Origin of the sequence: Kordiimonas aquimaris, assembly GCF_025574485.1 — a bacterium.
GTDB classification, from domain to species: domain Bacteria; phylum Pseudomonadota; class Alphaproteobacteria; order Sphingomonadales; family Kordiimonadaceae; genus Kordiimonas; species Kordiimonas aquimaris.
Window position 1 is genome coordinate 635718 of the sequence record NZ_JAOBPO010000002.1, and the last position, 16769, is coordinate 652486.

The window sequence follows — 16769 nt, forward strand, 5'->3', positions numbered from 1 at the left end:
GTATGAATGTATTTTTGTTAATGGCTTCGCAGGCCTGTTTTCTCGCATACAGCCTAACCATGATTACCTTTGCAGGTTTGTCTGGTAAATTAATTGCTGCTGACCCTGCGCTTGCTACGTTGCCAATTTCGTTGAGCCTGATCACAACTGCGCTAGCAACCGGTCCTATATCCCTATTGATGCAAAAGTATGGCAGGAAAAGAGTTTTTCTGACAGGAGCAACCAGTGGAGTCGCTGGCGGCGCGATCGCTGCGTTTGGTTTGTATATTGGCAGTTTTCCGTTGTTCTGTTTTGCAAGTTTATTCATCGGGTCTTTTCAGGCTAGTGCTCAATACTACCGCTTTGCTGCTGGCGAAAGCGTAGATACGCCAAAAGCACCGCGTGCTATCTCGCTTGTTTTGGCTGGTGGCTTGTTCGCTGCTGTTCTCACCCCGGTTGGTAATGGGTTTTTTAACACATTACTCGCGCCGCATACATTTGTGGGCGCGTTCATATTCACGGCCTTTGTTGCCACATTGGCTCTGCTACCGTTGCTTTTTCTCAAGCCTATTGGTCACGGCGTTAATGTAGGCACCGATGCCAAAGATAATAATGATGGACCAGAGGGCGAAGAAGCTCAGCGTCCAATGACGCAGATTATCAAGCAACCTGCTTTTTTGGTTGCTGCGATCAACGGTGCACTTGGGTATGCAATGATGACCTTTGTCATGACAGCGACACCGCTTGCAATGCAAATATGCGGCTTTACGGCAGGTGTGAGTGCTAATGTGATTACAGCACATGCCATGGCAATGTTTTTTCCAAGTTTCTTCACAGGTAGTTTGATTACGCGGTTTGGTATCTTGCCTATTTTGCTTTTAGGGCAATCCATGTTTGCTGTTGCGTTTATGACTGCTTTATCCGGCATTACAATTGGTGATTTCTCTATTGCGTTAATCGCGCTTGGTTTAGGATGGAACTTCTGTTTTATCGGTGGCACTACACTGCTAACACGCGTTCACCGTGCTAGCGAAAAAGGTCGTGTTCAAGGGCTTAATGAAATGCTTGTTTTTGGCTCATCGGCGGCATCTTCACTCGCTGCGGGCATCATTTTACGTTACTTCGGATGGCAAATTGTGAACCAAGCTGCATTTGTGATGCTTGTTATTGCTGCAACAGTTACTATTCTATGGGCAGTGCGTGGTCGACAAGGTGAGTTTTCAATCTCTACCTAGTCACTGTTCAATCCCTGAGTTTCCGGGTGAATGCTAATTTAATTTGAGGTTCGATGAATGCTTGTAGTTCTTTCCCCAGCTAAAAAGCTGGATTTCGATAGTGAAAACCATACGGAATCAGGTGACCAACCACAGTTCCTATCGCAATCCAAGAAGCTGATTAAAACAGCAAAAACACTTAAGGCCGGCGACCTGCGTTCTTTGATGGGTATTTCTGAAGCGCTCGCGGAATTAAATGTAAAAAGGTTCAAGGCTTTTAAGGCGCCTTTCACTACCTCAAACGCCAGGTCAGCTATCGATGCGTTTCAGGGTGATGTTTATGTTGGCCTTGAAGCCAGCTCATTGAATGATGAAGATCGTGCGTTTGCAAATGAACATGTGCGTATTTTGTCTGGTCTTTATGGCCTGTTGAAACCGTTGGACTTGATGCAAGCCTATAGGCTTGAAATGGGTATCAAATTCAAAAATGAGCGCGGTAAAAATCTATATGAATTTTGGGACGATCGCCTTGCCAAAGCGCTTGATAAAGAATTGAAACAACATGATTCAAAAGTGCTTATCAACTTGGCATCGAATGAGTATTTTAAGGCAGTGAAGCCAAAGTCTCTTAACGCAAGCATCATCACACCAGTATTCCAAGAGGTGAAAGATGGGCGTGCCCGCGTTATTTCGTTCCTTGCTAAGAAAGCACGCGGAACTATGACGCGGTACATCATTGATAACCGAATTGATACGCCTGATACTTTGAAGAAGTTTAATGAAGGTGGTTACAGATATAGCGAAGCCGATTCGAGCGATGATCGCTTGATATTCAAGAGGCCTCAGCCCTAGTAATACTAAACTATTGGTATGTATTTCGAAGCATCTTTATTCAAAAATGCAATATTTTTTGAATAAAGATGCTTTAGTTGTTTTAGTGCGTACCGTTCATGCGCTATAGTGCCCACCGGGAAGTTAAATATGAAGTGAGGAATTGTTTCGTGAAAGCAAAGATTAATGGTCAGGCCATTGAATATAACGGTGACGGCGAGATGCCTTTACTGTGGTATCTGCGTGATATTGAAGGCATGACAGGCACAAAGTTTGGCTGCGGTGCCGGGCTTTGTGGTGCTTGTACTGTGCATGTGGACGGTGTCGCAGTGCGGTCTTGCCAAACTTTTATGGAAGACGTCGATGGTACGGAGATTAAAACCATTGAAGGGTTAGCCAGCGGCGAGACACTTCATGCACTCCAAGAGGCTTGGGCTGAAAATGATGTGCCGCAATGCGGTTATTGCCAGGCTGGTCAAATTATGCAGGCCGCCTCGCTTTTGTCGGAAAACCCAAATCCGACTGATCAGGAAATTGATGATGCCATGTACGGCAATATCTGTCGGTGTGGCACATACCAGCGTATTAAAGCTGCGATCCGTTCTGTAGCGGGAGATGCGTAATGACTATTCAAATGAAGAACCTGTCGCGCCGTAAAGTTCTACAGGGTATGGGGGCGGTTTCTGGCCTTGTGCTAGCGGCTCCTATTATTTCACGCTCAGTTATTGCAGACGCTCATTCTGAAGATACAGGATTAAGCAGTTCTGTGTATTTGATGCTGGATACTGATGGTACAGTTAATATCCAGATTCACCGTGTTGAAATGGGGCAGGGTAGCCGAACAGGGTTGCCTCAAATTATTGCTGACGAGTTAGATGCAGATTGGTCGCGTATTAATTTTATGCCTGCTTACGGCGATAAAAAATTTGGTGATCAAAATACAGACGGCTCAACATCCATCCGCATGTTTTTCACCGCATTCCAACAAGCTGGTGCCGCTGCGCGTGCAATGCTTGTGCAGGCTGCTGCAAATGAGTGGGGTGTTGCTGTATCTGATGTGGACGCTGAAAACCACCGTCTTATCAACAAAGTAACCGGCGCTTCGGAAGACTTTGCTCATTTTGTAGATGCTGCTTCTGAACTACCTGTGCCGGCTAATGATACGTTGACGTTTAAAGCAAAAAATATGCGCAAATATATCGGTAAGCCGGTGCGCAATATTTATATGAATGACATTATTACCGGTAGTTCCCAGTTTGGGCAGGACGTTATGCGTGACGGTATGTTGTTTGCGGTTGCTGCCCGCCCGCCAGTAGCTGGTGGCAAAATCAATACCTTTGACAAGGCTGCTGCCATGGCCGTTGACGGCGTGGTTGATGTTGTCGAGCTGCCAACACTGTCTGGTGGTTTTTCTTTTAAACCTCTTGGCGGCGTCGCTGTTGTCGCAACCAATACATGGGCGGCACTCAAAGGTCGTGAAGCACTGAATGCCACTTTTGAAGGCGGTGACAATGCAGATTATGACACAACTGCTTTTGAGCAAGCGTTGTGGCAATCTATTGACGGCAAAGACAATGCGTTTTTGACTCGTGGTAATGCAGACGCAGCGCTGGAAAGTGCTGATAAAACGTATCAAGCGGATTATTTTGTGCCGCACCAAAGCCATGCACCTATGGAACCACCATCAGCGACAGCAGAGTGGCAAGGCGATGACTTGCAGATGTGGGTGTGTTGTCAGGATCCACAAAGCGTCCAGAACACGGTTGCCGCTTATGTTGGAAAAAAACCAGAAGAAATTTACGTTGAAGCAACATTGTTAGGTGGTGCATTTGGTCGTAAATCTAAACCTGATTTTGCCGTAGAGGCTGCGCTGCTAGCTAAACACACTGGTAAACCGGTTAAAATGGTATGGATGCGTGAAGATGACATGCGTCACGGTTACTATCACACCATTGCAGCCCAGCGTACGCATGCTGCCGTTAAAGATGGCAAGGTAACGGCGTGGAAACACAAGGCAGCCTATCCTTCTATCGGTGGCACGTTTGATCCAGCCGCTACTGGGCCGGGCGGTTTTGAAATGGGCCTTGGTCTTACGGATATTCCGTTTGAGATTGATAATCTTCAGGTTAATTCCGGTGATGCGAAAGCACACGTGCGCATTGGGTGGGTTCGTTCTGTTGCCAACATTCAACAAGCATTTGCCCTTGGTTCATTTGTTGATGAGATAGCGCAAGGCGAAGGCAAGCGTACTGACGATTTGTGGATGGAGCTTATTGGCTCTGACCGGATTGTTGACCCTACTAGTGAAGGCGTTGAATACGGCAACTATGGCATGTCAAAAGAGACGCACCCTATTGATACGGCACGACTTAAAGCAGTATTGAAAAAGGTTGTCGATATGTCTGGATACGGCAAGGATATGCCTAAAGGTAAAGCCATTGGTATCTCCGTGCACCGCAGTTTTGTGTCTTATGTCGCCAGTGCGATAGAAGTTGATGTAAGTGACAGCGGTGAGCTTAAGGTGCCGCGTGCTTGGATGGCGGTGGATTGCGGATTGGCAGTTAACCCTGATCGTGTGAAGTCGCAAATGGAAGGTGCCGTTTTATTTGGTATGACTATTGCCTTGCACGGTGAAATTACTGCTGAAAACGGCGCAATCGTCCAAGGTAACTATGATACGTATCCTGTATGCCGTATTGATGAAGCGCCGCATGTTGAGGTGGCCATTATGGATGTTGATGCACCACCAGGTGGTGTTGGTGAACCAGGTGTACCGCCTGTGGCGCCTGCGTTAGCCAATGCGATTTTTGCTGCCACAGGCAAGCGTATCCGCAGATTGCCAATCAGAGACCAACTTATGGCTTAAGCTTGTGTTGATAACGATATCAAACGGGGCGCATGCGCCCCGTTTTTTTATGCCGTATTTCACAGGTTAACTATTGTCGGTTAGTGAAAAAGTTAAGGGAACAATCAAAGAAATTTGTTTGCGACCTTCAGGTAATGCAGGCATTCCTTGAATGCGTAGTGCCATTTGAAATGCTTTACGATCCAGTATTTCAAAACCAGACTTTTCGACAAGCTCTACACCTTCAACATTGCCTGTTTGGGCAAATTTCAGGCGCATTTTAACTGTGCCTTCAGCACCTTCGTTGATCGCCTCTGTAGGGTAGCTATTGGTAGCTGCAATTTTTGTGCGTAATCTGTTTTCCCAGTCTTTCATGGGTTCATTTGCGTTGGCTGTGCCTGCGAATACAAATATTGATAAAGCTGCAGCAAGTTTAAATGTCGGGGATCTCATCACTTTATTCCTTTTTGTCGATGTACCTTGGGGGCTTTTATGTGAGGCTTAATGCCTCGCCTCTTTCACTACACACAAACAATTGCAGCTTCGTAACAACTAAATGACACTAAAATTATGAGCGCATAGCTGCCATGCATCTCCGCGGTAATTGATGATGGGGTTATTTGATCTTGATTTAGTTAGCTATCTAATTATATAGTTAGATAGCTAACTAGAGAAGGCATTCAAATGTTAAATAGACGACAGCTATTAAAGGTGGGCGCGGCGTCCATGGTGGTTACAGGCCTTGGTGTGGGCTACTTTGCTGCCACACGCAGGCCTGACAATGCTTTGCTTCCATGGAATGATGATGCCCATGCGTATGACGACATCCGCCTGAAGGCTCTTTCATATGCAGTGCTTGCACCTAATCCGCATAACCGTCAGCCTTGGCTTGCAGACCTTTCGATCGCGGGAGAAGTTAACCTTCTGTGTGACCTTGATAAACGCTTGCCTGAAACAGATCCGTTTGATCGTCAAATTACAATTGGTCTTGGTTGCTTTGTGGGCCTTTTTGAGCTTGCTGCTAATCATTTTGGCTACCGAGTGATTGTTGATGAATTTCCGCAAGGAGAATCTACACCTCGGCTTGATGGCCGGGTTATTACCCAATTAAAAATGGTTGAAGACAAGGGCGCGCCGCAAAGCAAGTTGTTTGAGCAAATTAAACGACGCCGTTCAAATAAAGAGCCATATGACACGATGCACAATGTATCTGAAAAGGTGATTGCTGAGTTAATTGATGATATGCCTGATGGTGTCGAGATTTCTGGTGTAGTCAATCCTGCAAAGCTTGCCGCCCTGCGAGACCTTACATGGCGCGCATACTTGGTTGAGGCCTTAACCCCACGAACAATGCAAGAAAGCATTGACCTGATGCGTATTGGCAAAGCAGAAATTAATGCAAACCCTGATGGTATTGACCTTGGTGGCCCCATGCTAGAGCTGCTAGCTCATGTTGGCATGTTGGATCGTGCCCAATTGGCAGACCAAAACTCAACTGCATTCCAACAAGGACTGGATATGTATCGTGGCCTGATGTTTTCTGCGATGGGTTATGTTTGGGTGACAACACCAGACAATAGTCGTCGTTCCCAGTTGGCGGCTGGTCGTGCATGGGTGATGCTAAATCTTAAAGCTGCGAAGTTAGGCGTTGGTGTTCATCCACTCAGTCAGGCACTGCAGGAATATAAGGAGATGAGGCAGGTTTATAGCGAGTTACATGAAATGCTTGCAGTTGATGCCCCGAAACGCATACAGATGTTTGGGCGAATTGGCTATGGACCAGAAACACCGCCAAGTCCAAGATGGGCTGTGGAAAACTGCCTTTTGAATAAGGTGTAAATCAAAGAGATTGTTCTCTGATGCAAGATGGCTCCAATATTAATCTTCCTGGCGCAGAAGCTGATGAAGCTGATGCGGATATTAATGCCGTTTATCATTTCTTCAATGAGTTAGGCATTATGGAACAACTGGTGACAACGCAGTTAAGTCATGTTTTGCCTGCATCTTTGAACAAGTCACAGTTTGGCGTATTAAATCATATGGTACGTCTTGGCCGTTTGGAAAGCCCTGCACAACTTGCCAGCGCATTTCAGGTTAAACGACCATCAATGACAAACACGCTGCAAAAGCTGGAAGCAAAAGGGTTTGTTGAAATCCAACCCAACGAGGCTGATGGCCGGGGCAAGGTTGTGAAAATCACCCAGCAAGGTATTGCTGCGCGCGCCGAGGCACTGCAAGCATTGGCTCCTTTGTTCGAGAAAATACGAGACGATCTGGGTACGGAACTGTTTGAGCAAGCTCGACCCTTGTTGGAGCGCGTGCGGATTTATCTGGATGAAAACAGGTAGTTGGTTACATCCATGGCTCTTTACTTGTTTCCACCACATATAAAATTCTATCTCGCCAATGGGTAGCATCTTCATGGGCCATGTAAGGTATGGTTACGGTTTTGCCTGCCAGCATAATTTCTAATGTTGCCAAGCCGTGCCGTAATTGCCCGGGTGTGCGAGTCATTCGAACCGACTGCACCTTGTGAAAAGGGAAGATAGTTTTTTGGAGCCCAAAAAAACCGGATTGAACTAAACCCACATGATCATCAGTTGCATAGCCATACCTTTTCCATCGGAGCGTAATTAATGGTGCCGCAAAAGCCGGCGCTAAAAGCGGAATAACTGCGAGCCAGCCTAGTGGATACACCCAAAAGCCTGCCACAATTAACGCGATGGGCATCACACTGAATAAGGTATGCCGCACAATGAATTTCTTGCTGATGTTGCTCAGTATGGTTTGATGTATTGTCGTGTCGACATACAGTCTTTGCGTTAGGCTATTAATGAAGTTTGTTTGAACACTGGGAATGATGAATTTCTTGCTGCGATTATTGTCTTTTTTGCTTTTGAACCCAATTTGCCCAACTGTAATGTGCGAACGCCGCAATAGTTTGGCAATCAGTGGCTGTGCAATTATAATATTCTGTATCTTTACCTCGGGTAAACTGGTTTCCTGCCGTTCCAGCAGTCCACGAGTACGATGAAATCTACCATCGGCATAAGTTAATCGGTAATTGTAATTGACGATTACAGCCCCAAGAACGCTGGCAATCATGAGTGCCGCCAGTATCAAGAAGATGCTTGCTACAATAAAAAGTGCAATAATCAATAGCCCGGCACCAGCCGCAGCGCTTACATTATCTGCAGTGTCCACTACTATATCCATCAACCACCAGTCATCAATTTGAGATAGAAAGGCGGCGAGTAAGCCAGCAAAAACCCAGATGTTATTGTTGCTTATGCCATAGCGAACAAGCTCAGAAATTGGATGTTGCAGAAGTTCTTCTTCTGCGTGAGTGGTTTTAATTTCGGGGTCAACATTGCTTGAAGTGTTTATTTTTTCTTCGGCAACATGCTGGTCACTTTCTTTGTATTCGAGCACATGCTTTCTGATTGCTTGGCCTAGTATGCGTGGAACACCGCCAAGACTAACTTCTTCTGCGGAAGACCCTGCGCTTTCAAGTGCGAGGATGATGAGGTTAAAAGGGCGGAAGTAGATAGGTTCTCTAAAGGCGATATTCTGGATGCGATCAAAGTTAAGCGTTAGACGTTTGCGTTTAAATACACCGCTACGTATCAGAAACTTATTGCCTTCGATGCGAAATTTGAAATTTATGTAACTCAGGATCGATCCAATGATCAGTGCCAAACTGGAACCTAAGGCAAAAAGAGCAAAAAATAACCAACGGTTTTCGCCAGTTGTTGCCAAAATAGCAGCTGGGGCAATCGCGAATGTTTGAATACCGCCTTTAACGGTATCGACGACGTTTTTAATAACGAAATATATAATTGATAAAGGCGACAGTCGTTGCCATTTGTCCGATTGCACACTGGATAAATCCATTAAAGGTGCGGGAGCACTCAATACTGTGGCCAGCTTCTTAATCATGTGGCTGTTCTTGTATATCGCGAGTGTCGTCAGCGCTGTCACTAACGTAGCTCATAACCACGGTGCGTATCTTGGCTGCAGTTGCAAACCCGAGGCCGGGTATTTTCATATCAGCACTGCCGCCGCCTGCGCTGTAAAACTTAAGTGTGCTTAGCTTGCATAATCGCTCTAACGGCCCGCTTTCAATCTCAACATGTTGGATACGACAGAAGGGTAAATATGTAACATGCCTCCATAAGGCACCATGTTTATAGTGGATGTCATGGGCCCTAAGTTGGAAACCTCTTGAACGCCAGACAAGATAGGGGACAACAATGCCAGCGACAGCAATGACTGCAGCAATAGCAAACAATAATGGTAGGTAGCCACTACTTGCGATTTCATCAAATGCATTGTCATTAAGATAACGGATGGCACCGTTAACCCCTAGTATAAGTACGTATACACCGAACCAGATGATGCGAAGCAGAGTGCAGTAACGTTTCTCCAAAGCCTCAAAAGTAAAATCGTTGGCATGCGGTATTTCACTTGATTGCAATTGTTCATTGGTGAAAACATCTGCATCTGTCATGTTCATTTCCTCTCGCTTGCTCAACTTTCTTTACGAAGCTTGTAGCATCTTACATTAGGTAGGTATAAAACGCCCAACAACAAGACACTTTGCTTTAATTGGATTTAATTGTGGCGCCACCAGTTCTGAGTTTGAAGGATATTAATCTGCATTGGGGTGCTGACCCTGTGCTTGATAAGCTTGAAATGCATATCGGGCCGAATGAGCGTTTATGCCTTGTTGGGCGTAACGGTGCAGGAAAATCCACACTTCTAAAAGTCATCGCTGGACTTATTGAGCCTGATGGGGGCGAACGTTGGTTGAAGCCTGGCATATCGGTTGCGTATCTGCCGCAAGAGCCGGACGCCTCAAGTTACACATCCTTGCACGCATATATAATGGGCGGCCTGCCTGAAGATGAACAAGATCAGGACTACCGCGCTGATGTATTGCTTGATGAGTTGAAAGTTGATGGAAGCATTGACCCTAAAAGTGCTTCAGGCGGGGAGTTGAGGCGTGCTGCATTGGCGCGAACATTAATCGGCGAGCCTGAAGTTCTATTACTTGATGAGCCAACAAACCACATGGATATCAACACAATTGGTTGGCTTGAAGAATACCTGAAAGTATGGCGTGGGGCCATGGTGCTGATCAGTCACGACAGAACTTTCCTGACTAATCTTTCAACCGCATGCTTGTGGCTTGATCGTGGTCAGGTGCGGCGCCTCGATGATGGATTTGAAAAACTCGAGGCATGGCAAGATAAGGTTTACGCTGAAGAACAGGAAAACTTGAAAAAGCTTGATAAGCTTATCAAAGAAGAAACGCGTTGGTCTGTTGAAGGCATTAGCGCCCGGCGAACGCGTAATCAGGGGCGAATGCGCCGACTGCAAGCACTGCGTTCTGAGCGTAGAGGGGTCATTAAAGCAACGGGTGATGTGACTATCTCACTCGGTGGCGGCGGAAAATCGGGTGCACGTGTTATTGAGGCTGAAAGTATATCGAAAACATATGGTCAAAGAACCTTGTTTTCTGATTTTTCAACGCGTATCGCTCGTGGTGACAGAGTTGGTATCATTGGCCCGAATGGTGCTGGTAAAACTACGTTGCTCAAAACACTGCTTGGTGAGGTTCAGCCTGATCAAGGGCATGTGAAACTTGGTACCAACCTTGATACGATTACCATTGACCAAAAACGTATGGCGCTAGGCGACGACATGACTTTGATGGATGTGTTAACGGGCGGCCGCGGTGAATGGATATATGTGGGTGATGAAACCCGCCATGTGATGACATATTTGAAAGAGTTTTTGTTTGATCCCTCGCAGGCAAGAACGCCTGTTAGTGCACTGTCGGGCGGGGAACGTAATCGACTACTGATTGCGGCAAACTTCGCTAAAAAGTCAAACCTGATGGTACTTGACGAGCCAACTAACGATCTTGATATGGATACACTCGACCTGTTGCAGGAAACACTCGGTGATTACAAAGGCACAATTCTTCTAGTGTCGCATGACCGAGATTTTTTAGACCGTGTTGTCACCAGCTCGATTGTACTGGAAGGTGATGGTAGCGCAGTGGAGTATGCTGGTGGGTACAGCGATTACCGTGCGCAACGTGCCTTGAGCTTGACGGCCATTGAACAAGCAGAGGCAAAGTCAAAGGCGAAAGTTGTTTCTATTCAATCTGCTGTACCAAAGAAAACTGGTAAGCTCTCGTATAAGGACCAACGTGCGCTTGATCTGTTGCCTGCTGAAGTCGAAACACTTTCGATGCAAATTAGCGAGCTTGAGGCGCAGTTGTCTGATCCTGATCTTTATAGCCGCGACGCAAGTGCATTTGACCGTATTTCCAAAGAACTAACCGAGAAGCGAGAGCTTCTGGATGAAAAAGAAATGCGCTGGCTTGAGCTTGAAGAGTTAAAAGACAGCCTGAAATAAAAACAAACTGTCTTGAGTTTGTTACCTGACGTAGCTGGCGCCGTTTATATCAAACGTTGCGCCTGTTGCGTGATCAATTAGTCCAGATAGCAGGAACGCGATCATGTTTCCGATTTCCTCAGGCGGTGCGGCGTCCCCGATAGGGATTTCTTTCAGCATATGTTCGTTGCCTGGTTCATATGCGACAGCTGCCATGTCGGTTTTGACCCAACCCGGAGCAATGAGGTAGGCGTAAATGCCATCTTTTGCGAAAGCGCGTGCGATAGAGCGCATCATGGCAACCACAGCGCCTTTGCTGGCGGCGTAATGGATAGCATCTGAACTGTCGCCGCGAAAAGCGGCACGGCTGGCGACGGTAATAATGCGACCAGTTGCCGTATCGTTTTGCCTGCGCATGGTTTCAAAATGCATGATCGCAGCTTTACATAGATCTGCAACAGCCTGAACATTAACGGCCATTACGTTTGCCCAATCAGCGGTCCAAGTTTGATTGTCTGTATCATGCGCTGTGGAAGGCATAATGCCGGCATTGTTGACCAAGCCGTCAATGTTGCCTTTGAAATCCATCGCTTCGTTCCACAACCGGAAACCAGCGTCGTTTTCGCCGAGGTCTGCTTGTACGGCCACAATACGGTCACTGCCAAATTCTTCTGCCAGAACAGCTAATGCTCCCGGGCTGGTTGCGTATGAGCCGACAACATTTGCACCTGCTTTAAGTAAAATACTTGCTGCCGCAGCACCAATACCGCGTGATGCGCCTGTTACTAGAAATGTTTGTCCATCAAATGAGATCATGTCTGTTTCCTGTTATTTTTGCTGATCTGGTACGGTGCGCACTGGTTGACCTTTGGGGTGTACACGAAAAACAACAACTTCTGCCGCTTTGTCTCGTGTCACCGCGGTATGTATCATGCCAGCCGGAATTTTGCCGCTGGTTCCGGCCGAAATCAGTTTGTCTTCTTGGCCTTCAATGCGCAGAAATGCTTCTCCGGCAATCACGTACATAAACTCTTCTGTTGGGTGATAATGCATCGGCAATGTCGCATTAGCTGGCAGTTCAACACGTGTCATTAACGCTTGGTGGCTTGGTACACCAGTAATGTCAGATTGAAGCAATGGCGTTGCTTTTGGCCCAGCGGCCTGAGCCCACGAGCCCGCAGACAATAGAAAGATAAATGCAATTGAGAAAATGCGCATCGCGGATGTCCTTCGTTGTTCCACCTAGGCCTTGAGGCATATCATCATGGCAGTTACTGTTGCTAGCTAAATATCTGACGTTGCCCAAGAAAGGATCGTTTCCATTAGCTCATTGCGTATCTTAGAAATTGATGAATTGGAACCTTATTGGGATTTGCTATTGCTCGCGGATCCATCACCTGAACTTGTTCAATCATACCTGAAATCAGGAAAAGTATTTGGCGCGATAATTGGCGGGATGCCTGTTGGCGTTTATGTGTTGGTTTGTCTAGGCAGTAGGGATTGGGAGCTAAAGAATATTGCTATTCATGAAGCGTATCAAGGAAAAGGATACGGCCAAGCTTTGCTTCGCCATTCAATAGGGACAGCGAAAGAACTTGGTGCTTGCTCACTAGAAGTGGGTACAGCCAGTTCAGGTGTTAAGCAGGTGAAATTCTATGAACAAGCCGGCTTTAAGCGTGCGCGAATAGATGAAGGCTTCTTTGTGCGCAATTATGATGAACCCGTATTGGATGATGGCGTGCTATGCGTTGATATGCTTTATTTGAAACTGACATTTTAATATCAGGGAAGATGGCGTGATGAACGAGAAGCTAAGGCATATGACAATAGGTGTTTTGACTGCTTTCTTCATCGCAGGCGGTGTGGTTGCGGATAATGTTCCGCTGCTGCCTGAGCCTCACGCGAATAATGCTGTAGCGCAAACTATTGTTAATGGCAAAAATACGCTTTTTTCTTTTATGGGCTTAACGAAGGGCAAAGCCTATACGGACATTAGCAGAAAAGCTTATGCCTTTAGTGAAGGCGAGGCCAAATGGCGCGCCTTACCCAGTGTGCCTGTTGACAAAGGCAGGCTAGCGGCAACAGCGGTTGGCTTGAATGGTATGGTCTATCTGTTTGGCGGCTACACAGTAGCCGAAGACGGTGCTGAGGTTTCAACGCCTGAAAACTTTGTTTTTGACCCTATCACACAATCATACACACGCATTGCCGATATGCCTGTGCCGTCCGATGACGCAGTTAGCTTCAGTTATGCAAGTCGTTACATTTACATTGTTTCCGGCTGGCACAACACTGACAATATTCGTGATGTGCAGGTTTATGACACACAAAACAATTCATGGTTTAAAGCAACAGATTACCCCGGGAGCCCAGTGTTCGGCCATGCGGGCGGCATTGTGGGCAATAGGTTTGTCATCGCTGATGGTGTTGCCGTGCTTGGTTCCCGCGCAACAGGAGATCGTCGTTTTGAAACGGTCAATGAAGGATGGATGGGCACAATCAACCCTGAAAACCCTGCCGAGATAAGCTATCGCCGATTGCCGCAATTGCCAGGCAGAGGTCATTACCGTATGGGCGGCGCAGGTGACAGCATTGGTAATCGTGTATTATTCGTTGGTGGTACCAGTAATGCCTATAATTACAATGGTATTGGTTATAACGGAGAACCTTCAAAACCAACCAAACATGTGTTTGCTTGGGATTTCACTAAGGATAATTGGGTTGCTTATGAAGACAAACCCGTTGCCAGCATGGATCACCGTGGTTTGATGAAGGTTGGCGAGGAATGGTTCACGATCGGTGGGATGATTGATGGTCAGATAGTCAATGAGCGGGCGTTGAGAAGCATGCAATAAGCTATTATTTAAGAGCCATGGCTACATTGCTCACTTATGGTACGAAATATTTGAAAGGTTGGCTATGACACAAAACAAGATCATTCGAGGAAGTTGGGTTATGGTTGATGGCCAAATGCAAGCTGATACTATAGAAAACAAAATAATAGAGATGATCAAGAATGAACTCAGTGAGATCAAAATTACTAATTGGGCCGCTCTATATATTGACACATTTGGTAATTATTGGGAATTAACTTATCCTCAAAGCCATATGCATGGAGGTGGTCCGCGTCAGCTCGAACGATTATCAATATCCGACGCAAGTGACTGGTGTCCAACTATTTGATGTTAAGAGGTTTTGCACTGCTGGAAACATTAACCAGTTTCCACTCACCAGTTCGTTTCGACCAAACCTGTGTGCCTGCACCTGCAGCTTTCACAATGTCACCGTTCGTTAAAACAACTTCAGCTGTATATTCATTCACCAGAACTGCGGTGTTTTTATCAATTACATCAATTTTAACATTGTCAAATTGAAGATCATTGTATCGTTCTACATATGCGACCTGAGGCATATATATTTCTTGAAACACAGCGAAAGAATGTAAGACCGTGCCATCTTCGTTAAGGGCGGTGTATTTTTCCGTGTCGAAGTAAGAAAAGTAACGCGCGTGATCCAGCGTTTTAGATGCTTCCACTAACCCAAGAAAGGCCTGATTTACTTCGCTGGTAACTTGGATTTCTTGTTCTTGCGTAAATGAGGTTTTGTCTGCGCTACATGCTGCAAGCGTGAGCAAGCACAGGAAGGCAATGCAGTTAATTTTTATCATATAATCTTTACTCTGAAGGTGTCTGGTCAAGATGTGTGTCAGCAGCTTTAGACTGTTTATTTACAACATAAACAATAATGAACGCTAGAAAAGCTGGGAGGCCTTGTACAAATATGATTGTGATGCCTGCAGTCAATCCGCCGTAAACACCTGCAACGATAACACATGATAAAAAGAAGAGCTTCAAGTCCGCGCGTTTTGAAAACAGCGCCCAAATAAGACCGGCGGCCAAGAAGCCATTGTAAAGGCCTTGATTGGCTGCGAGGGTGGCTGTTGCCTCGGCAAATTCAGGTGTTGTGCCAAAAGTGTTCATGCCAATTGGTTGTTTCCACAGAAACATTTCTAAAACAAGAAACCAGATATGTTCCAGTGCAACAATGCCGGTCATGATATTTGCAAGAGATTTCATGGAGGCCTCTTTTTATCAGGTGATTAATGGAATGAAGTTATAACCCCACGTCCCAGCAGTCTTTGATCACAACTTTATTGATCCAGATATCAGCCCAGCGGTCTTTCTTTTCCTGCGGTGACAGATTTTGTGGGTCGCTCGGTGTAGCTGGCGGGAATGCGCTGCGTTCCAACATTACATTGGCGTTAATTGCTCCCTTGCGGCTACCATCAATATCGCAGGTTACGGCAGGGACAACACCGCAGCGCTGGCAAAGCCAAAGGCGTGCTGTTTCGCTGCCTTGCTCAAACAAGTTAATCGCCGCTTCGTTTTGAATTTCAATTTCAAGCAGTGCATCAGGCGTTGATACCCATGCGGCGCCATGCATGGTGCAAAAATTGCAGCCACATGCGCGGGGTGTAAGTTCTGAAAGTGGGCTTTCGGTTGTCACTGTCACTGTAATATTACCACAATAACAACTGCCTTGATGTGCATTCATCTGATCATATCCCACTGTTCACCGAATAGTTGACACTATAGGGGGAATTCCCTCTGTTCAATAGCGTTAAATCTGCTAAGAAAGGGCCAATTGCTGCCGCTTTGTTCGGTTCAGTATCAATTGTATTAAAAATTCGGTCCATACGAAGATACCCGGAGGATAGAATGGCAGGCCATTCCAAGTTTAAAAACATCATGTATCGCAAGGGCGCACAAGATAAGAAGCGCTCAAAAATGTTCTCTAAATTCAGCCGTGAAATCACGGTGGCTGCCAAAATGGGCGGTTCGGATATGGATAGCAATCCGCGGCTTCGTTTGGCTGTGGCAACAGCGCGCGCGCAGAGCATGCCGAAAGACAACATTGAACGTGCAATCGCAAAAGCCGACGGCGGTGATGCTGAAAACTATGATGAAATGCGCTACGAGGGTTACGGCCCAAACGGTATCGGCGTTATTGTTGAAACATTGACTGATAACCGTAATCGCACAGCGTCTGACGTTAGAACGATTTTCGCTAAAGCTGGTGGTAACTTGGGTGAAAGCGGCTGTGTTGGTTTCATGTTTGACCGTGTTGGTGAAATTACTTATCCCGGCAGTGTCGCTGATGCGGATACTATGTTTGAAGCTGCATTAGAGGCTGGCGCCGATGAAGTGGAAAGTGATGAGGACGGTCATGCGATTTATACGCAAGACAGCGACCTTCATTCAGTCGTGTCCGCACTTGCTAGTGAATTAGGCAGCGAGGCTGAGTCAGCTAAATTAATATTCAAGCCAAAAGAGCCACTCGTGTTGGACCAAGAAGGCGCGGAGAAAATGATGCGCCTGATTGATACGCTTGAAGACAATGATGATGTGCAGACGGTGTTTGGTAATTATGATATTCCAGATGATGTGATGGAAGCGTTGGCACAAGAATAATACGAGTTTCCGAGGAGTAGA

At 46.2% G+C, this 16769-nt stretch carries 19 protein-coding genes; 11 read left to right on the plus strand and 8 right to left on the minus strand.

Annotation, left to right across the window (positions count from 1 at the left end; genetic code table 11):
* The first annotated feature begins 2 nt into the window (after positions 1–2).
* The 4 genes from OEU88_RS08710 (at position 3) to OEU88_RS08725 (ending at position 4890) form a co-directional block, all read left to right on the plus strand.
* A complete protein-coding gene (locus tag OEU88_RS08710; RefSeq protein ID WP_262694768.1) occupies positions 3–1214 on the plus strand; it encodes an MFS transporter in 1212 nt (403 codons plus the stop codon).
* A gap of 57 nt (positions 1215–1271) precedes the next feature.
* Positions 1272–2045 carry a peroxide stress protein YaaA gene (gene yaaA, locus OEU88_RS08715; protein WP_262694769.1) on the plus strand — a complete coding sequence of 258 codons (774 nt, stop codon included), beginning with the start codon at positions 1272–1274 and terminating at the stop codon, positions 2043–2045.
* 149 nt (positions 2046–2194) lie between these two features.
* Positions 2195–2647, plus strand: a complete 453-nt coding sequence (locus OEU88_RS08720) for a (2Fe-2S)-binding protein (protein ID WP_262694770.1) — start codon at positions 2195–2197, stop codon at positions 2645–2647.
* Positions 2647–4890, plus strand: coding sequence for a xanthine dehydrogenase family protein molybdopterin-binding subunit (locus OEU88_RS08725; protein ID WP_262694771.1), 2244 nt, complete (start codon positions 2647–2649; stop codon positions 4888–4890). The genes OEU88_RS08720 and OEU88_RS08725 overlap by 1 nt, the downstream gene beginning before the upstream one ends.
* A gap of 66 nt (positions 4891–4956) precedes the next feature.
* Here OEU88_RS08725 and OEU88_RS08730 read toward each other — a convergent pair whose 3' ends face one another.
* Positions 4957–5322, minus strand: a complete 366-nt coding sequence (locus OEU88_RS08730; RefSeq protein WP_262694772.1) for an energy transducer TonB — start codon at positions 5320–5322, stop codon at positions 4957–4959.
* Between the two features lie 231 nt (positions 5323–5553).
* Between OEU88_RS08730 and OEU88_RS08735 the strand changes: the two genes are divergently transcribed.
* Entirely contained in the window at positions 5554–6708 is a 1155-nt protein-coding gene (locus OEU88_RS08735) for an Acg family FMN-binding oxidoreductase (protein WP_262694773.1), read from the plus strand.
* A 20-nt stretch (positions 6709–6728) separates the two neighbouring features.
* Positions 6729–7217 carry a MarR family winged helix-turn-helix transcriptional regulator gene (locus OEU88_RS08740; protein ID WP_262694774.1) on the plus strand — a complete coding sequence of 163 codons (489 nt, stop codon included), beginning with the start codon at positions 6729–6731 and terminating at the stop codon, positions 7215–7217.
* Between the two features lie 4 nt (positions 7218–7221).
* On the opposite strand, the gene OEU88_RS08745 is transcribed toward OEU88_RS08740, so the two are convergent.
* Together OEU88_RS08745 and OEU88_RS08750 are read right to left on the minus strand one after the other, a co-directional pair.
* Complete coding sequence (locus OEU88_RS08745) at positions 7222–8808, minus strand: PH domain-containing protein (protein ID WP_262694775.1); 1587 nt, start codon at positions 8806–8808, stop codon at positions 7222–7224.
* A complete protein-coding gene (locus OEU88_RS08750) occupies positions 8801–9379 on the minus strand; it encodes a PH domain-containing protein (protein ID WP_262694776.1) in 579 nt (192 codons plus the stop codon). Before OEU88_RS08750 ends, OEU88_RS08745 begins: the two co-directional genes overlap by 8 nt.
* 110 nt (positions 9380–9489) lie before the next feature.
* On the opposite strand from OEU88_RS08750, the gene OEU88_RS08755 reads away from it, so the two are divergent.
* On the plus strand, positions 9490–11298 hold the full coding sequence (locus OEU88_RS08755; RefSeq protein ID WP_262694777.1) for an ATP-binding cassette domain-containing protein: 1809 nt from the start codon (positions 9490–9492) through the stop codon (positions 11296–11298).
* A 21-nt stretch (positions 11299–11319) separates the two neighbouring features.
* Here the strand turns inward: OEU88_RS08755 and OEU88_RS08760 are convergent, their stop codons facing one another.
* The gene (locus OEU88_RS08760; protein ID WP_262694778.1) at positions 11320–12093 is read right to left on the minus strand and encodes an SDR family NAD(P)-dependent oxidoreductase; all 774 of its coding nucleotides are present in this window, start codon (positions 12091–12093) and stop codon (positions 11320–11322) included.
* Between the two features lie 12 nt (positions 12094–12105).
* Positions 12106–12495, minus strand: coding sequence for a cupin domain-containing protein (locus tag OEU88_RS08765; protein ID WP_262694779.1), 390 nt, complete (start codon positions 12493–12495; stop codon positions 12106–12108).
* A 136-nt stretch (positions 12496–12631) separates the two neighbouring features.
* Here OEU88_RS08765 and OEU88_RS08770 point away from each other — a divergent pair, with 136 nt between their 5' ends.
* The 3 genes from OEU88_RS08770 to OEU88_RS08780 all read left to right on the plus strand — a co-directional run bounded on the left by OEU88_RS08770 (position 12632) and on the right by OEU88_RS08780 (position 14460).
* Entirely contained in the window at positions 12632–13057 is a 426-nt protein-coding gene (locus OEU88_RS08770) for a GNAT family N-acetyltransferase (RefSeq protein WP_262694780.1), read from the plus strand.
* Positions 13058–13076: 19 nt separating this feature from the next.
* A complete protein-coding gene (locus tag OEU88_RS08775; protein WP_262694962.1) occupies positions 13077–14132 on the plus strand; it encodes a Kelch repeat-containing protein in 1056 nt (351 codons plus the stop codon).
* 64 nt (positions 14133–14196) lie between these two features.
* On the plus strand, positions 14197–14460 hold the full coding sequence (locus OEU88_RS08780) for an Imm27 family immunity protein (RefSeq protein ID WP_262694781.1): 264 nt from the start codon (positions 14197–14199) through the stop codon (positions 14458–14460).
* Here the strand turns inward: OEU88_RS08780 and OEU88_RS08785 are convergent.
* Genes OEU88_RS08785 through OEU88_RS08795 form a run of 3 tightly spaced genes read right to left on the minus strand, consistent with a single transcriptional unit; the run spans position 14453 to position 15831 of the window.
* Positions 14453–14944, minus strand: a complete 492-nt coding sequence (locus tag OEU88_RS08785) for a nuclear transport factor 2 family protein (RefSeq protein WP_262694782.1) — start codon at positions 14942–14944, stop codon at positions 14453–14455. The two genes, OEU88_RS08780 and OEU88_RS08785, sit on opposite strands and share 8 nt — an antisense overlap.
* 7 nt (positions 14945–14951) lie before the next feature.
* Positions 14952–15353 (minus strand): DUF1304 domain-containing protein, encoded by a 402-nt coding sequence (locus OEU88_RS08790; protein ID WP_262694783.1) that lies wholly within the window; start codon positions 15351–15353, stop codon positions 14952–14954.
* 37 nt (positions 15354–15390) lie between these two features.
* Complete coding sequence (locus OEU88_RS08795; RefSeq protein WP_262694784.1) at positions 15391–15831, minus strand: GFA family protein; 441 nt, start codon at positions 15829–15831, stop codon at positions 15391–15393.
* A gap of 164 nt (positions 15832–15995) precedes the next feature.
* On the opposite strand from OEU88_RS08795, the gene OEU88_RS08800 reads away from it, so the two are divergent.
* A complete protein-coding gene (locus OEU88_RS08800) occupies positions 15996–16748 on the plus strand; it encodes a YebC/PmpR family DNA-binding transcriptional regulator (RefSeq protein WP_262694785.1) in 753 nt (250 codons plus the stop codon).
* Positions 16749–16769: the final 21 nt, after the last annotated feature.